Here is a 13,638-nt window from a genome sequence, read left to right as displayed (position 1 = left end):
CTGGCTTTTGCGGTTTTAGCGAATAATAAATTGCGTTACTTTGTCTTTCTTTCACAACAAAAACAGGAAGGCAGAAGTGGGGCAGCGAATACCTGTAACGCTTGGTAATATTGCGCCGTTGTCGCTAAGGCCGTTCCAGCCTGGACGAATAGCTCTGGTGTGCGAAGGCGGCGGGCAGCGTGGAATTTTCACGGCTGGCGTGCTGGATGAGTTTATGCGCGCGCAGTTTAATCCTTTCGATCTTTATCTCGGCACATCTGCCGGGGCGCAGAACCTCTCGGCGTTTATCTGCAATCAGCCCGGTTACGCGCGCAAAGTCATCATGCGCTATACCACAAAACGCGAATTTTTCGATCCATTGCGCTTTGTCCGTGGAGGAAATCTTATCGATCTCGACTGGCTGGTGGAGGCCACTGCAAGCCAGATGCCGTTGCAAATGGATACCGCCGCGCGGTTGTTTGACAGCGGCAAATCGTTTTATATGTGCGCCTGTCGTCAGGATGACTACGCGCCGAATTACTTTTTACCAACCAAACAAAACTGGCTGGATGTGATTCGCGCCTCCAGTGCGATACCTGGCTTTTATCGTAGCGGAGTGTCGCTGGAAGGCATTAACTACCTGGATGGCGGGATCAGTGATGCGATTCCGGTTAAAGAGGCGGCAAGGCAGGGCGCTAAAACGTTGGTCGTCATCCGCACTGTGCCGTCGCAAATGTACTATACGCCGCAGTGGTTTAAACGCATGGAACGCTGGCTGGGCGACAGTAGCCTGCAACCGCTGGTCAATCTGGTACAGCATCATGAAACCAGCTATCGTGACATTCAGCAATTTATTGAGAAACCACCGGGCAAGCTGCGGATATTCGAAATTTATCCGCCGAAGCCATTACATAGTATCGCGCTTGGCAGTCGGATTCCGGCGCTGCGCGAAGACTATAAACTTGGGCGTTTATGCGGTCGTTATTTCCTCGCCACGGTTGGCAAGCTATTAACTGAAAAAGCGCCGCTTACCCGCCATCTGGTGCCAGTGGTGACGCCGGAATCGATTGTCATTCCGCCTGCGCCAGTCGCCAACGATACACTGGTTGCCGAAGTGAGCGACGCTCCGCAGGCGAACGACCCGACATTTAACAATGAGGATCTGGCTTGATTTGCCGTTTTATCGACACTCACTGCCATTTTGATTTTCCGCCGTTTAGCGGTGATGAAGAGGCTAGCCTGCAACGCGCGGCACAAGCGGGCGTAGGCAAGATCATTGTTCCGGCAACCGAGGCGGCAAATTTTGCCCGCGTGCAGGCGTTAGCGGAAAATTATCAACCGCTGTATGCCGCATTGGGCTTGCATCCTGGTATGTTGGAAAAACATAGCGATGTGTCTCTTGAGCAGCTACAGCAGGCGCTGGAAAGGCGTCCGGCGAAGGTGGTGGCGGTGGGGGAGATCGGTCTGGATCTCTTTGGCGACGATCCGCAATTTGAGAGGCAGCAGTGGTTACTCGACGAACAACTGAAACTGGCGAAACGCTACGATCTGCCGGTGATCCTGCATTCACGGCGCACACACGACAAACTGGCGATGCATCTTAAACGCCACGATTTATCGCGCACTGGCGTGGTTCACGGTTTTTCCGGCAGCCTGCAACAGGCCGAGCGGTTTGTACAGCTGGGCTACAAAATCGGCGTAGGCGGTACTATCACCTATCCACGCGCCAGTAAAACCCGCGATGTCATCGCAAAATTACCGCTGGCATCGTTGTTGCTGGAAACCGATGCGCCGGATATGCCGCTCAACGGTTTTCAGGGGCAGCCTAACCGCCCGGAACAGGCTGCCCGTGTGTTTGCCGTGCTTTGCGAGTTGCGCCGGGAACCGGTGAATGAGATTGCCGAAGTGTTGCTTAATAACACGTATGCGGTGTTTAACGTTCGTGGGTAGTTTGCCCTTCGTAGGCAGCATCCGGCAGTCGGCGCATAATGCCTGATGCGACGCTTAACGCGTCTTATCATGCCTACAGGTTTGTGCCGAACCGTAGGCCGGATAAGGCGTTCACGCCGCATCCGGCAGTTGGCGCACAATGCCTGATGCGACGCTTGACGCGTCTTATCAGGCCTACAAGTCTGTGCCGAACCGTAGGCCGTATCCGGCATGTCACAAATACAGCGCCGGAAATATTAACCGGCTCACCCCGCGCTCCCGTAACGCATCAGCCAACGGCTCAACGTCTTCCGGCGTGGCGCTCGCCCAGCTTTGCGCCTCGCCATACACGCCGTGGGCATGAAACGCGTTCAGGCGTACCGGAACATCGCCAAGTCCCTTGATAAACACCGCCAGTTCTTCGATGTGTTGCAAATAATCCACCTGGCCAGGGATTACCAGCAAACGCAGTTCCGCCAGCTTGCCGCGCTCTGCCAGCAAACAGATGCTGCGCTTAATCTGCTGATTATCGCGTCCGGTTAATTGTTGATGACATTCGCTCCCCCACGCTTTGAGATCGAGCATTGCGCCGTCGCACACCGGGAGCAATTTTTCCCAGCCGGTTTCGCTCAACATACCGTTACTGTCCACGAGGCAGGTGAGATGGCACAGTTGCGGATCGTTTTTGATGGCAGTAAACAGCGCCACTACAAACGGCAGTTGGGTCGTGGCTTCGCCGCCGCTTACCGTTATCCCTTCAATAAACAGCACCGCTTTGCGCACATGGCTAAGCACCTCCTCCACGCTCATGGATTGCGCCATTGGTGTGGCATGTTGCGGACACCTCTTCAGGCAGGTATCACATTGCTCGCAGACCACAGCGTTCCACACCACTTTGCCGTCAACAATCTGCAACGCCTGATGCGGACACTGTGGCACGCACTCCCCACAGTCATTGCAACGTCCCATCGTCCACGGATTGTGACAGTTTTTGCAGCGCAGATTGCAGCCCTGCAAAAACAGAGCCAGACGACTGCCTGGCCCGTCAACGCAGGAGAAGGGGATAATCTTACTGACTAAAGCGCATCTGCTGTTCATGGCTTATCACGCGCGGCTGGCGTTCCAGAATACGAGTGTTGCGTGCGGCTTCTTCGCCCAGCCAGGTGGTGTTGGTGCGTGAACCTTCGGCGCGATATTTTTCTAAATCCGACAAACGCACCATATAACCGGTAACGCGAACCAGATCGTTACCGCTGACATTGGCGGTAAATTCACGCATTCCGGCTTTAAAGGCACCGAGGCAAAGCTGTACCAGCGCCTGCGGATTACGTTTGATGGTTTCGTCGAGCGTCAGAATGTCGCTGATGCCGGAATAATAATAAGCATGATGCGGGGCGACAGTTTGCAGATGGGTGATCGGATCTGGCTCATCGCCATACGGCAAACGCGCGCCCGGCGTGGTGCCGATATCGGAACTGATCCCCGACTGTGCGTGTAACATGGCGCGTTTTTGCCAGCCATATTTCACGGGGGTATTGGCGACAAACTCCGCCAGTTGCGCGCTGATGCGATAACCCACTTCATTTGCGGCGGCTTCTTTACCGTAGCGCGCGGCAATCCCTTCTTTCTCACACAGCAAGTTAACCGCTTCCGCCAGCCCATACATGCCAAACATTGGCACAAAACGTTCAGGGTTAATCAGCCCTTCTTTCACCAGGAAGCTATTCTCAAAGAAGTGTGATTGTTGATAGAGGAATTCACACCGCGCATCGATGATGGCGATCTGCTGCTGGCAGTAGTGCGGTAGAGTGCGCGTAAAGAAGTCATCCAGCGATTCGCTGCGCTCGGCAATGGCTTTCAGGTTAAGGCGTACCAGCGTGCTGCCACCACCCGCCAGCGGCAGTGAGTTGTAACAGCTCACAATCCCGTAGCCCCCTTTTGTGAAAATTTTATCATGCACCGGACCGTTGGCGATGTGCGGTTTGCTACATTCACAGATGTTCTTCGCCACTTCCAGCAGCAGGTCATCAGGGGTGATTTCAGGATCGTAGATAAAGGTCAGGTTCGGTGAAACCTGCTTCAACTCTGCGTCTGCACGTAAGATCGCGCGGGTAATGGGCGAATCAGACGGGCCGATATTGGCGTGCATAAAGGCGTCTGGCAGGGTTCTGTCGAGGTAACGCCAGAAACGTTTTATTCGAACATCGATCTCGTCTTGTGTTAGAATTCTAACATACGGTTGCAACAACGCATCCAGTTGCCCCAGGTAGACCGGCATCGATGTGACCGACGGTACGTGGTGGTAAAGAATGGTCAGCAGAGAGAGTGCGTCATCAAGATCTTTCGCGCCTTCCAGCTCCAGCCATTCGGAACCGTTCGCCAGAAAACGGGCGTAATCGGGTAAGACATAGCGCGGTTTGTACGGCGCATGACCTTCAAACATATCGCAGATTACACCTTCATCCAGCGCGCGGCGGGCTTCGGCAGGAAGCTGTGGGTAAGGCAGATTGTTTTCTGCTTCCAGTGCCAGAAAATGGCGCTTCTGCTCCGGGCTAAGCACTGGGCTGGTGACAATTTGCTGGCAACGTTGTTGCAGTGCATTTTCATGAGAAGTGGGCATCTTCTTTTCCTTTTATGCCGAAGGTGATGCGCCATTGTAAGAAGTTTCGTGATGTTCACTTTGATCCTGATGCGTTTGCCACCACTGACGCATTCATTTGAAAGTGAATTATTTGAACCAGATCGCATTATAGTGATGCAAACTTGTAAGTAGATTTCCTTAATTGTGATGTATATCGAAGTGTGTTGCGGAGTAGATGTTAGAATACTAACAAACTCGCAAGGTGAATTTTATTGGCGACAAGCCAGGAGAATGAAATGACTGATCTGAAAGCAAGCAGCCTGCGTGCACTGAAATTGATGGACCTGACCACCCTGAATGACGACGACACCGACGAGAAAGTAATTGCTCTGTGTCATCAGGCCAAAACTCCGGTCGGCAATACCGCCGCTATCTGTATCTATCCTCGCTTTATCCCGATTGCTCGCAAAACACTGAAAGAGCAGGGCACCCCGGAAATCCGTATTGCTACGGTAACCAACTTCCCACACGGTAACGACGACATCGACATCGCACTGGCAGAAACCCGTGCGGCAATCGCCTACGGTGCTGATGAAGTTGACGTTGTGTTCCCGTACCGCGCGCTGATGGCGGGTAACGAGCAGGTTGGTTTTGACCTGGTGAAAGCCTGTAAAGAGGCTTGCGCGGCAGCGAATGTACTGCTGAAAGTGATCATCGAAACCGGCGAACTGAAAGACGAAGCGCTGATCCGTAAAGCGTCTGAAATCTCCATCAAAGCGGGTGCGGACTTCATCAAAACCTCTACCGGTAAAGTGGCTGTGAACGCGACGCCGGAAAGCGCGCGCATCATGATGGAAGTGATCCGTGATATGGGCGTAGAAAAAACCGTTGGTTTCAAACCGGCGGGCGGCGTGCGTACTGCGGAAGATGCGCAGAAATATCTCGCCATCGCAGATGAACTGTTCGGTGCTGACTGGGCTGATGCGCGTCACTACCGCTTTGGCGCTTCCAGCCTGCTGGCAAGCCTGCTGAAAGCGCTGGGCCACGGCGACGGTAAGAGCGCCAGCAGCTACTAAGTAAGATGCTTTACGCCTGATGCGCTGCGCTTATCAGGCCTACGAGACGTATCTACCCGTAGGCCGGATAAGGCGTAGACGCATCCGGCAAAAGCCGCCTCATACTCTTTTCCTCGGGAGGTTACCTTGTTTCTCGCACAAGAAATTATTCGTAAAAAACGTGATGGTCATGCGCTGAGCGATGAAGAAATTCGTTTCTTTATCAACGGTATTCGCGACAACACTATCTCCGAAGGGCAGATTGCCGCCCTCGCGATGACCATTTTCTTCCACGATATGACAATGCCTGAGCGTGTCTCGCTGACCATGGCGATGCGAGATTCAGGAACCGTTCTCGACTGGAAAAGCCTGCATCTGAATGGACCGATTGTTGATAAACACTCCACCGGTGGCGTCGGCGATGTCACTTCGCTGATGTTGGGGCCGATGGTCGCAGCCTGCGGCGGCTATATTCCGATGATCTCCGGTCGTGGCCTCGGTCATACTGGCGGTACGCTCGACAAACTGGAATCCATCCCTGGCTTCGACATTTTCCCGGATGACAACCGTTTCCGCGAAATTATTAAAGACGTCGGTGTGGCGATTATTGGCCAGACCAGCTCACTGGCTCCGGCAGATAAACGTTTCTACGCGACCCGCGATATTACCGCAACCGTGGACTCCATCCCGCTGATCACTGCCTCGATCCTGGCGAAGAAACTGGCGGAAGGTCTGGACGCGCTGGTGATGGACGTGAAAGTGGGTAGCGGCGCGTTTATGCCGACCTACGAACTCTCTGAAGCCCTTGCCGAAGCGATTGTTGGCGTGGCTAACGGCGCTGGCGTGCGCACCACCGCGCTGCTCACCGACATGAATCAGGTACTGGCCTCCAGTGCAGGTAACGCGGTTGAAGTTCGTGAAGCGGTGCAGTTCCTGACGGGTGAATATCGTAACCCGCGTCTGTTTGATGTCACGATGGCGCTGTGTGTGGAGATGCTGATCTCCGGCAAACTGGCGAAAGATGACGCCGAAGCGCGCGCGAAATTGCAGGCGGTGCTGGACAACGGTAAAGCGGCAGAAGTCTTTGGTCGTATGGTAGCGGCACAAAAAGGCCCGACCGACTTCGTTGAGAACTACGCGAAGTATCTGCCGACAGCGATGCTGACGAAAGCAGTCTATGCTGATACCGAAGGTTTTGTCAGTGAAATGGATACCCGCGCGCTGGGGATGGCAGTGGTTGCAATGGGCGGCGGACGCCGTCAGGCATCTGACACCATCGATTACAGCGTCGGCTTTACTGATATGGCACGTCTGGGCGACCAGGTAGACGGTCAGCGTCCGCTGGCGGTTATCCACGCGAAAGACGAAAACAGCTGGCAGGAAGCGGCGAAAGCGGTGAAAGCGGCAATTAAACTTGCCGATAAAGCACCGGAAAGCACACCAACTGTCTATCGCCGTATCAGCGAATAACGGTATACTGATCTGATCATTTAAATTTGAAGCACTGAGTACGGAGAACATATGAAACGTGCATTTATTATGGTGCTGGACTCATTCGGCATCGGCGCTACAGAAGATGCAGAACGCTTTGGTGACGTCGGGGCTGACACCCTGGGTCATATCGCTGAAGCTTGTGCCAAAGGCGAAGCTGATAACGGTCGTAAAGGCCCGCTCAATCTGCCAAATCTGACCCGTCTGGGGCTGGCGAAAGCACACGAAGGTTCTACCGGTTTCATTCCGGCGGGAATGGACGGCAACGCTGAAGTTATCGGCGCGTACGCATGGGCGCACGAAATGTCATCCGGTAAAGATACCCCGTCTGGTCACTGGGAAATCGCCGGTGTCCCGGTTCTGTTTGAGTGGGGATATTTCTCCGATCACGAAAACAGCTTCCCGCAAGAGCTGCTGGATAAACTGGTCGAACGCGCTAATCTGCCGGGTTACCTCGGTAACTGCCACTCTTCCGGTACGGTCATTCTGGATCAACTGGGCGAAGAGCACATGAAAACCGGCAAGCCGATTTTCTATACCTCCGCTGACTCCGTGTTCCAGATTGCCTGTCATGAAGAAACTTTCGGTCTGGATAAACTCTACGAACTGTGCGAAATCGCCCGTGAAGAGCTGACCAACGGCGGCTACAATATCGGTCGTGTTATCGCTCGTCCGTTTATCGGCGACAAAGCCGGTAACTTCCAGCGTACCGGTAACCGTCACGACCTGGCTGTTGAGCCGCCAGCACCGACCGTGCTGCAGAAACTGGTTGATGAAAAACACGGCCAGGTGGTTTCTGTCGGTAAAATTGCGGACATCTACGCCAACTGCGGTATCACCAAAAAAGTGAAAGCGACTGGCCTGGACGCGCTGTTTGACGCCACCATCAAAGAGATGAAAGAAGCGGGTGATAACACCATCGTCTTCACCAACTTCGTTGACTTCGACTCTTCCTGGGGCCACCGTCGCGACGTCGCCGGTTATGCTGCGGGTCTGGAACTGTTCGACCGCCGTCTGCCGGAGCTGATGTCTCTGCTGCGCGATGACGACATCCTGATCCTTACCGCTGACCACGGCTGTGATCCGACCTGGACCGGTACTGACCACACGCGTGAACACATTCCGGTACTGGTTTACGGCCCGAAAGTAAAACCGGGCTCACTGGGTCACCGTGAAACCTTCGCGGATATCGGCCAGACTCTGGCAAAATATTTTGGTACTTCTGATATGGAATATGGCAAAGCCATGTTCTGATGGATTTGGGCGGAGCGTTGACTCCGCCTTTGTTATGTCACAAAAAGGATAAAACAATGGCTACCCCACACATTAATGCAGAAATGGGCGATTTCGCTGACGTAGTTTTGATGCCAGGCGACCCGCTGCGTGCGAAGTATATTGCTGAAACTTTCCTTGAAGATGCCCGTGAAGTGAACAACGTACGCGGTATGCTGGGCTTCACTGGTACTTACAAAGGCCGCAAAATTTCCGTAATGGGTCACGGTATGGGTATCCCGTCCTGCTCCATCTACACCAAAGAACTGATCACCGATTTCGGCGTGAAGAAAATTATCCGCGTTGGTTCCTGTGGCGCTGTTCTGCCGCACGTAAAACTGCGTGACGTGGTGATTGGTATGGGTGCCTGCACCGATTCCAAAGTTAACCGTATCCGCTTTAAAGACCATGACTTCGCAGCTATCGCTGACTTCGACATGGTGCGTAACGCAGTAGATGCAGCTAAAGCACTGGGCATTGATGCTCGCGTGGGTAACCTGTTCTCCGCTGACCTGTTCTACTCTCCGGACGGCGAAATGTTCGACGTGATGGAAAAATACGGCATCCTCGGCGTGGAAATGGAAGCGGCTGGTATCTACGGCGTCGCTGCAGAATTTGGCGCGAAAGCCCTGACCATCTGCACCGTGTCTGACCACATCCGCACTCACGAGCAGACCACTGCCGCTGAGCGTCAGACCACCTTCAACGACATGATCAAAATCGCACTGGAATCCGTTCTGCTGGGCGATAAAGAGTAATTGTGTTTCGCTGCAAGGCGATTGTCGTGTTAAGCCGGAGTGGGGGACTGCTCCGGCTTTTTAGTATCTATTCACGAATCTATTCATTTATGTTCAGCCGTCATCCAGGAAGGGCATATCAGCAACTCTGGTGGACAACCATAAATTTCTGCCATTTTGCTTTTGATGTTTGAGCTAAGCCGTTCCGTCTTTTCGATCTGTTTTAGAGAATTAATCGAGATACCTAACATTTTACTTACTTCAGCAAGCGATAATTTATGCCTGATACGCACGGCGGCTAGCCAGGAAATACGCTGGCTGAACATTAAATTGATAATCTCCCGTTCCTGGTTTTCCAGATCGATCATATTTCCTTCCTTGGATATTTTAATCAGCGAGTTACCTTACCGCCCCAGCCATCCATGCCGATAACTCCCGTAGCTCTTTTTCCTGTTCCGGGAAGTCAACCAACAGCGCTTCGCACTCCTGTTGCAGCATATCTGCGCGGTACAGGCAGCCTTGGAGTCGTCCGGCGAGGGCTTCCAGCGGCGCGGGGTTGAGGCTGTCGGTAAACACCTGGGCGCGGGTGATATGGCCTTTTTCAACGTCGAAATGCAGTTCCACGCCGCCCCAGGTAAAGCGTTCATCCAGCAGATGCGAGAATGCCGGAGCCTGACCGAAGTTCCATTCCCAGCTACTCTGACGGGCAAAGGTTTCGGCGAAGTTTGGCAAGTCTGGCGTTTTGTCTGGGGAGATGATTTCCGCTTCTACACGCTCGCCATAATGGGCGAAAAAGGCCTTGGTTATGGCCTCGCAAACCTGCTCATGGGTGATCCCCGGCAACAGCTCGGTGAGGTTGGTCACGCGGGAACGCACTGAGGTAATGCCTTTCGCCGCCAGTTTCTTTTTATCCGGATTGAGATAGTTTGCCAGGCGGCTGAGGTCGGCATTGAGCAGCAAGGTGCCGTGGTGGAAGCCACGATCTTTGGTTTCGCGATAGGCCGATCCTGAGACTTTGCGGTCGCCTTCGGCGGTTTTCACCACCAGATCGTTACGTCCGGACGCTTCGGCGCTGACGCCGAGCGCGTTCAGAGCATTGAGCACAATCGACGTGGAGATGGTTTTATCGTACTCCGGCTTGCCAGCCATAAAGGTAAAACAGGTATTGCCGAGATCGTGGAACACCGCGCCGCCACCGCTACTGCGCCGCGCCAGGCGGACGTTATCTTCTTCCATCCGCCGGGTATTACACTCTTTCCACGGGTTCTGCGCGCGACCAATTACTACCGTGTCGGCATTGCGCCAGAGAAACAGAACGCGCTGCGTGGCGGGCATTTGGCGAAAAATACACTCTTCCACCGCCAGGTTAAACCACGGGTCGTAAGAGTCAGAGATGAGCAGGCGTAATGTGGACATAACGATTTCCTTTCTTGTAGTAATGGGTCACTCTTTTTTCTCGCTTTCTTCCTCTTCCGGCACCGGTTTGCTGGCGGTTAACAGGAAGGGCGATTGCTGCCAGCGGGTACGTTTACCCTGTAGCAGCGTGCGGGTCAGCACTACGCCGATTGCCAGTGAGAGCAGCAACATCAGGCGTAAAATGTTAGTGGTGTTATCCACCTGTTGGGCTTCGGTGGCGAGCGTATGGGTGTCGAGCGTCAGGCGCAGATAGCCGAGCGGTCCGTTTTTCCCGGCAATGGGTTCGACAATCTGCTGGTTAAAATAGCCGCCCGCTTTTTTGCCGTCGAGCGCCAGCCGGTCGCGCACTTCGACGCTTTCGCCAGAACGGGCGATAAGATCGCCTTGTTCGTCATACACACCCGCGTCGAGGATACGGCTTTCATCCGTTAACTGATCGAGGATCGCCTGAATGCGTTTTTCATCCGGTGAGTCGGTACGCATCAGCGGTGCAACGTTCAGCGTCACCTGACGCGCCAGGGTGCGGGCCAGTTCTTCCAGCTGTGGATTACGCTGTCGCTGGTGGTTTTGACTAAACCATGACGCCCCCTGCATCAGTGCCACTAACAAGGCAAGACAGAACAGGACAATCACTGCCCGATGTAGCCGGAATTTCAGTTTTGTGCGAGCCATCTTCCACCCTTTGAAAATTTGAGACTTAATGTTGCCAGAAGCAATGGATACAAGGTAGCCTCATGCGTTATTTTCCCTGCTTCGAACGATTTTACAGGAGCCTTAATGCCTAACATTACCTGGTGCGACCTGCCTGAAGATGTCTCTTTATGGCCGGGTCTGCCTCTTTCATTAAGTGGTGATGAAGTGATGCCACTGGATTACCACGCAGGTCGTAGCGGCTGGCTGCTGTATGGTCGTGGGCTGGATAAACAGCGTCTGACCCAATACCAGAGCAAACTGGGTGCGGCGATGGTGATTGTTGCCGCCTGGTGCGTGGAAGATTATCAGGTGATTCGTCTGGCAGGTTCACTCACCGCACGGGCTACACGCCTGGCCCACGAAGCGCAGCTGGATGTCGCGCCGCTGGGAAAAATCCCGCACCTGCGCACGCCGGGTTTGCTGGTGATGGACATGGATTCCACCGCCATCCAGATTGAATGTATTGATGAAATTGCCAAACTGGCCGGAACGGGCGAGATGGTGGCGGAAGTAACCGAACGGGCGATGCGCGGCGAACTCGATTTTACCGCCAGCCTGCGCAGCCGCGTGGCGACGCTGAAAGGCGCTGACGCCAATATTCTGCAACAGGTGCGTGAAAATCTGCCGCTGATGCCAGGCTTAACGCAACTGGTGCTCAAGCTGGAAACGCTGGGCTGGAAAGTGGCGATTGCCTCCGGCGGCTTTACTTTCTTTGCTGAATACCTGCGCGACAAGCTGCGCCTGACAGCCGTGGTAGCCAATGAACTGGAGATCATGGACGGTAAATTTACCGGCAATGTGATCGGCGACATCGTAGACGCGCAGTACAAAGCGAAAACTCTGACTCGCCTCGCGCAGGAGTATGAAATCCCGCTGGCGCAGACCGTGGCGATTGGCGATGGAGCCAATGACCTGCCGATGATCAAAGCGGCAGGGCTGGGGATTGCCTACCATGCCAAGCCAAAAGTGAATGAAAAGGCGGAAGTCACCATCCGTCACGCTGACCTGATGGGGGTATTCTGCATCCTCTCAGGCAGCCTGAATCAGAAGTAATTGCTCGCCCGCCATCCTGCGGGCGGCACAGCATTAACGAGGTACACCGTGGCAAAAGCTCCAAAACGCGCCTTTGTTTGTAATGAATGCGGGGCCGATTATCCGCGCTGGCAGGGGCAGTGCAGTGCCTGTCATGCCTGGAACACCATCACCGAGGTGCGTCTTGCTGCGTCGCCTACGGTGGCGCGTAACGAGCGTCTCAGCGGCTATGCCGGTAGCGCCGGGGTGGCAAAAGTCCAGAAACTCTCCGATATCAGCCTTGAAGAGCTGCCGCGTTTTTCCACCGGATTTAAAGAGTTCGACCGCGTACTAGGCGGCGGCGTGGTGCCAGGAAGTGCCATTCTGATTGGCGGTAACCCTGGTGCGGGGAAATCCACGCTGCTACTGCAAACGCTGTGCAAACTGGCCCAGCAGATGAAAACGCTGTATGTCACCGGCGAAGAGTCGCTGCAACAGGTGGCAATGCGCGCTCATCGCCTTGGCCTGCCGACTGACAATCTCAATATGTTGTCGGAAACCAGCATCGAACAGATCTGCCTGATTGCCGAAGAAGAGCAACCGAAGCTGATGGTAATTGACTCGATCCAGGTGATGCATATGGCGGATGTACAGTCATCGCCTGGTAGCGTGGCGCAGGTGCGTGAAACGGCGGCTTATTTGACACGCTTCGCCAAAACGCGCGGTGTGGCGATTGTCATGGTGGGGCACGTAACCAAAGATGGTTCGCTGGCTGGCCCGAAAGTGCTGGAACACTGTATCGACTGTTCGGTGCTTTTGGATGGCGATGCCGACTCCCGTTTTCGCACCTTGCGCAGCCATAAAAACCGCTTCGGCGCGGTGAATGAGCTGGGCGTCTTCGCGATGACCGAACAGGGGCTGCGTGAAGTCAGCAACCCTTCGGCAATTTTCTTAAGTCGCGGAGATGAAGTGACCTCCGGCAGCTCCGTGATGGTGGTGTGGGAAGGAACGCGTCCGTTGCTGGTGGAGATTCAGGCGCTGGTCGATCACTCGATGATGGCGAATCCGCGCCGCGTGGCAGTGGGGCTGGAACAAAACCGTCTGGCAATCCTGCTGGCTGTCTTGCACCGTCACGGTGGTCTGCAAATGGCCGATCAGGATGTGTTTGTGAACGTGGTCGGCGGCGTAAAGGTAACCGAAACCAGCGCCGACTTAGCGTTACTGCTGGCGATGGTTTCCAGCCTGCGTGACAGACCGCTACCGCAGGATCTGGTGGTGTTTGGTGAAGTCGGGCTGGCAGGGGAGATCCGCCCGGTGCCCAGCGGTCAGGAACGAATCTCTGAAGCGGCGAAACACGGTTTTCGCCGGGCGATTGTTCCGGCGGCTAACGTACCGAAAAAAGCGCCGGAAGGGATGCAGATTTTTGGCGTTAAAAAACTCTCCGACGCGCTTAGCGTGTTCGACGACTTATAAT

General features: G+C 54.4%; 13 protein-coding genes. 8 read left to right on the top strand and 5 right to left on the bottom strand.

Annotated elements, in window-relative coordinates:
• Nucleotides 1–76 precede the first annotated feature (76 nt).
• Nucleotides 77–1,150, top strand: coding sequence for a patatin family protein (locus ACJHW7_RS07405; RefSeq protein ID WP_001299799.1), 1,074 nt, complete (start codon nucleotides 77–79; stop codon nucleotides 1,148–1,150).
• Nucleotides 1,147–1,929, top strand: a complete 783-nt coding sequence (locus ACJHW7_RS07400) for a metal-dependent hydrolase (protein ID WP_001564413.1) — start codon at nucleotides 1,147–1,149, stop codon at nucleotides 1,927–1,929. Before ACJHW7_RS07405 ends, ACJHW7_RS07400 begins: the two co-directional genes overlap by 4 nt.
• A gap of 213 nt (nucleotides 1,930–2,142) precedes the next feature.
• Here the strand turns inward: ACJHW7_RS07400 and ACJHW7_RS07395 are convergent, their stop codons facing one another.
• Both ACJHW7_RS07395 and ACJHW7_RS07390 read right to left on the bottom strand, forming a co-directional pair.
• Nucleotides 2,143–3,006, bottom strand: coding sequence for a YjjW family glycine radical enzyme activase (locus tag ACJHW7_RS07395; RefSeq protein WP_021557508.1), 864 nt, complete (start codon nucleotides 3,004–3,006; stop codon nucleotides 2,143–2,145).
• The gene (locus ACJHW7_RS07390; RefSeq protein ID WP_001143253.1) at nucleotides 2,978–4,528 is read right to left on the bottom strand and encodes a YjjI family glycine radical enzyme; all 1,551 of its coding nucleotides are present in this window, start codon (nucleotides 4,526–4,528) and stop codon (nucleotides 2,978–2,980) included. Before ACJHW7_RS07390 ends, ACJHW7_RS07395 begins: the two co-directional genes overlap by 29 nt.
• A 257-nt stretch (nucleotides 4,529–4,785) precedes the next feature.
• Here ACJHW7_RS07390 and deoC point away from each other — a divergent pair, with 257 nt between their 5' ends.
• The 4 genes from deoC (at nucleotide 4,786) to deoD (ending at nucleotide 9,065) form a co-directional block, all read left to right on the top strand.
• Entirely contained in the window at nucleotides 4,786–5,565 is a 780-nt protein-coding gene (gene deoC / locus ACJHW7_RS07385) for a deoxyribose-phosphate aldolase (RefSeq protein WP_001298497.1), read from the top strand.
• Nucleotides 5,566–5,691: 126 nt separating this feature from the next.
• Complete coding sequence (deoA, locus tag ACJHW7_RS07380; RefSeq protein ID WP_000477811.1) at nucleotides 5,692–7,014, top strand: thymidine phosphorylase; 1,323 nt, start codon at nucleotides 5,692–5,694, stop codon at nucleotides 7,012–7,014.
• Between the two features lie 51 nt (nucleotides 7,015–7,065).
• Nucleotides 7,066–8,289, top strand: coding sequence for a phosphopentomutase (gene deoB / locus ACJHW7_RS07375; protein ID WP_000816471.1), 1,224 nt, complete (start codon nucleotides 7,066–7,068; stop codon nucleotides 8,287–8,289).
• 56 nt (nucleotides 8,290–8,345) lie between these two features.
• Nucleotides 8,346–9,065, top strand: coding sequence for a purine-nucleoside phosphorylase (gene deoD, locus ACJHW7_RS07370; protein WP_000224877.1), 720 nt, complete (start codon nucleotides 8,346–8,348; stop codon nucleotides 9,063–9,065).
• 83 nt (nucleotides 9,066–9,148) lie between these two features.
• Here the strand turns inward: deoD and ACJHW7_RS07365 are convergent, their stop codons facing one another.
• The 3 genes from ACJHW7_RS07365 to ACJHW7_RS07355 are packed head-to-tail and all read right to left on the bottom strand — an operon-like array spanning nucleotide 9,149 to nucleotide 11,132.
• Nucleotides 9,149–9,412, bottom strand: a complete 264-nt coding sequence (locus tag ACJHW7_RS07365; protein ID WP_000566150.1) for a helix-turn-helix domain-containing protein — start codon at nucleotides 9,410–9,412, stop codon at nucleotides 9,149–9,151.
• A 31-nt stretch (nucleotides 9,413–9,443) separates the two neighbouring features.
• Nucleotides 9,444–10,460 (bottom strand): lipoate--protein ligase LplA, encoded by a 1,017-nt coding sequence (gene lplA / locus ACJHW7_RS07360; protein ID WP_021557509.1) that lies wholly within the window; start codon nucleotides 10,458–10,460, stop codon nucleotides 9,444–9,446.
• A 27-nt stretch (nucleotides 10,461–10,487) separates the two neighbouring features.
• On the bottom strand, nucleotides 10,488–11,132 hold the full coding sequence (locus ACJHW7_RS07355; RefSeq protein ID WP_000124615.1) for a YtjB family periplasmic protein: 645 nt from the start codon (nucleotides 11,130–11,132) through the stop codon (nucleotides 10,488–10,490).
• 105 nt (nucleotides 11,133–11,237) lie between these two features.
• Here ACJHW7_RS07355 and serB point away from each other — a divergent pair, with 105 nt between their 5' ends.
• Nucleotides 11,238–12,206, top strand: a complete 969-nt coding sequence (gene serB / locus ACJHW7_RS07350; protein ID WP_001132955.1) for a phosphoserine phosphatase — start codon at nucleotides 11,238–11,240, stop codon at nucleotides 12,204–12,206.
• Nucleotides 12,207–12,254: 48 nt separating this feature from the next.
• Nucleotides 12,255–13,637: a DNA repair protein RadA gene (gene radA / locus ACJHW7_RS07345; RefSeq protein WP_001029698.1), complete on the top strand. Its 1,383-nt coding sequence runs from the start codon at nucleotides 12,255–12,257 to the stop codon at nucleotides 13,635–13,637.
• Nucleotide 13,638 lies beyond the last annotated feature (1 nt).

The organism is Escherichia sp. WS1152, assembly GCF_046487665.1.
Lineage (GTDB): Bacteria > Pseudomonadota > Gammaproteobacteria > Enterobacterales > Enterobacteriaceae > Escherichia > Escherichia coli.
The sequence above is the reverse complement of the archived record's forward strand: the minus strand, read 5'-3'. Positions and strand labels throughout refer to the sequence as shown.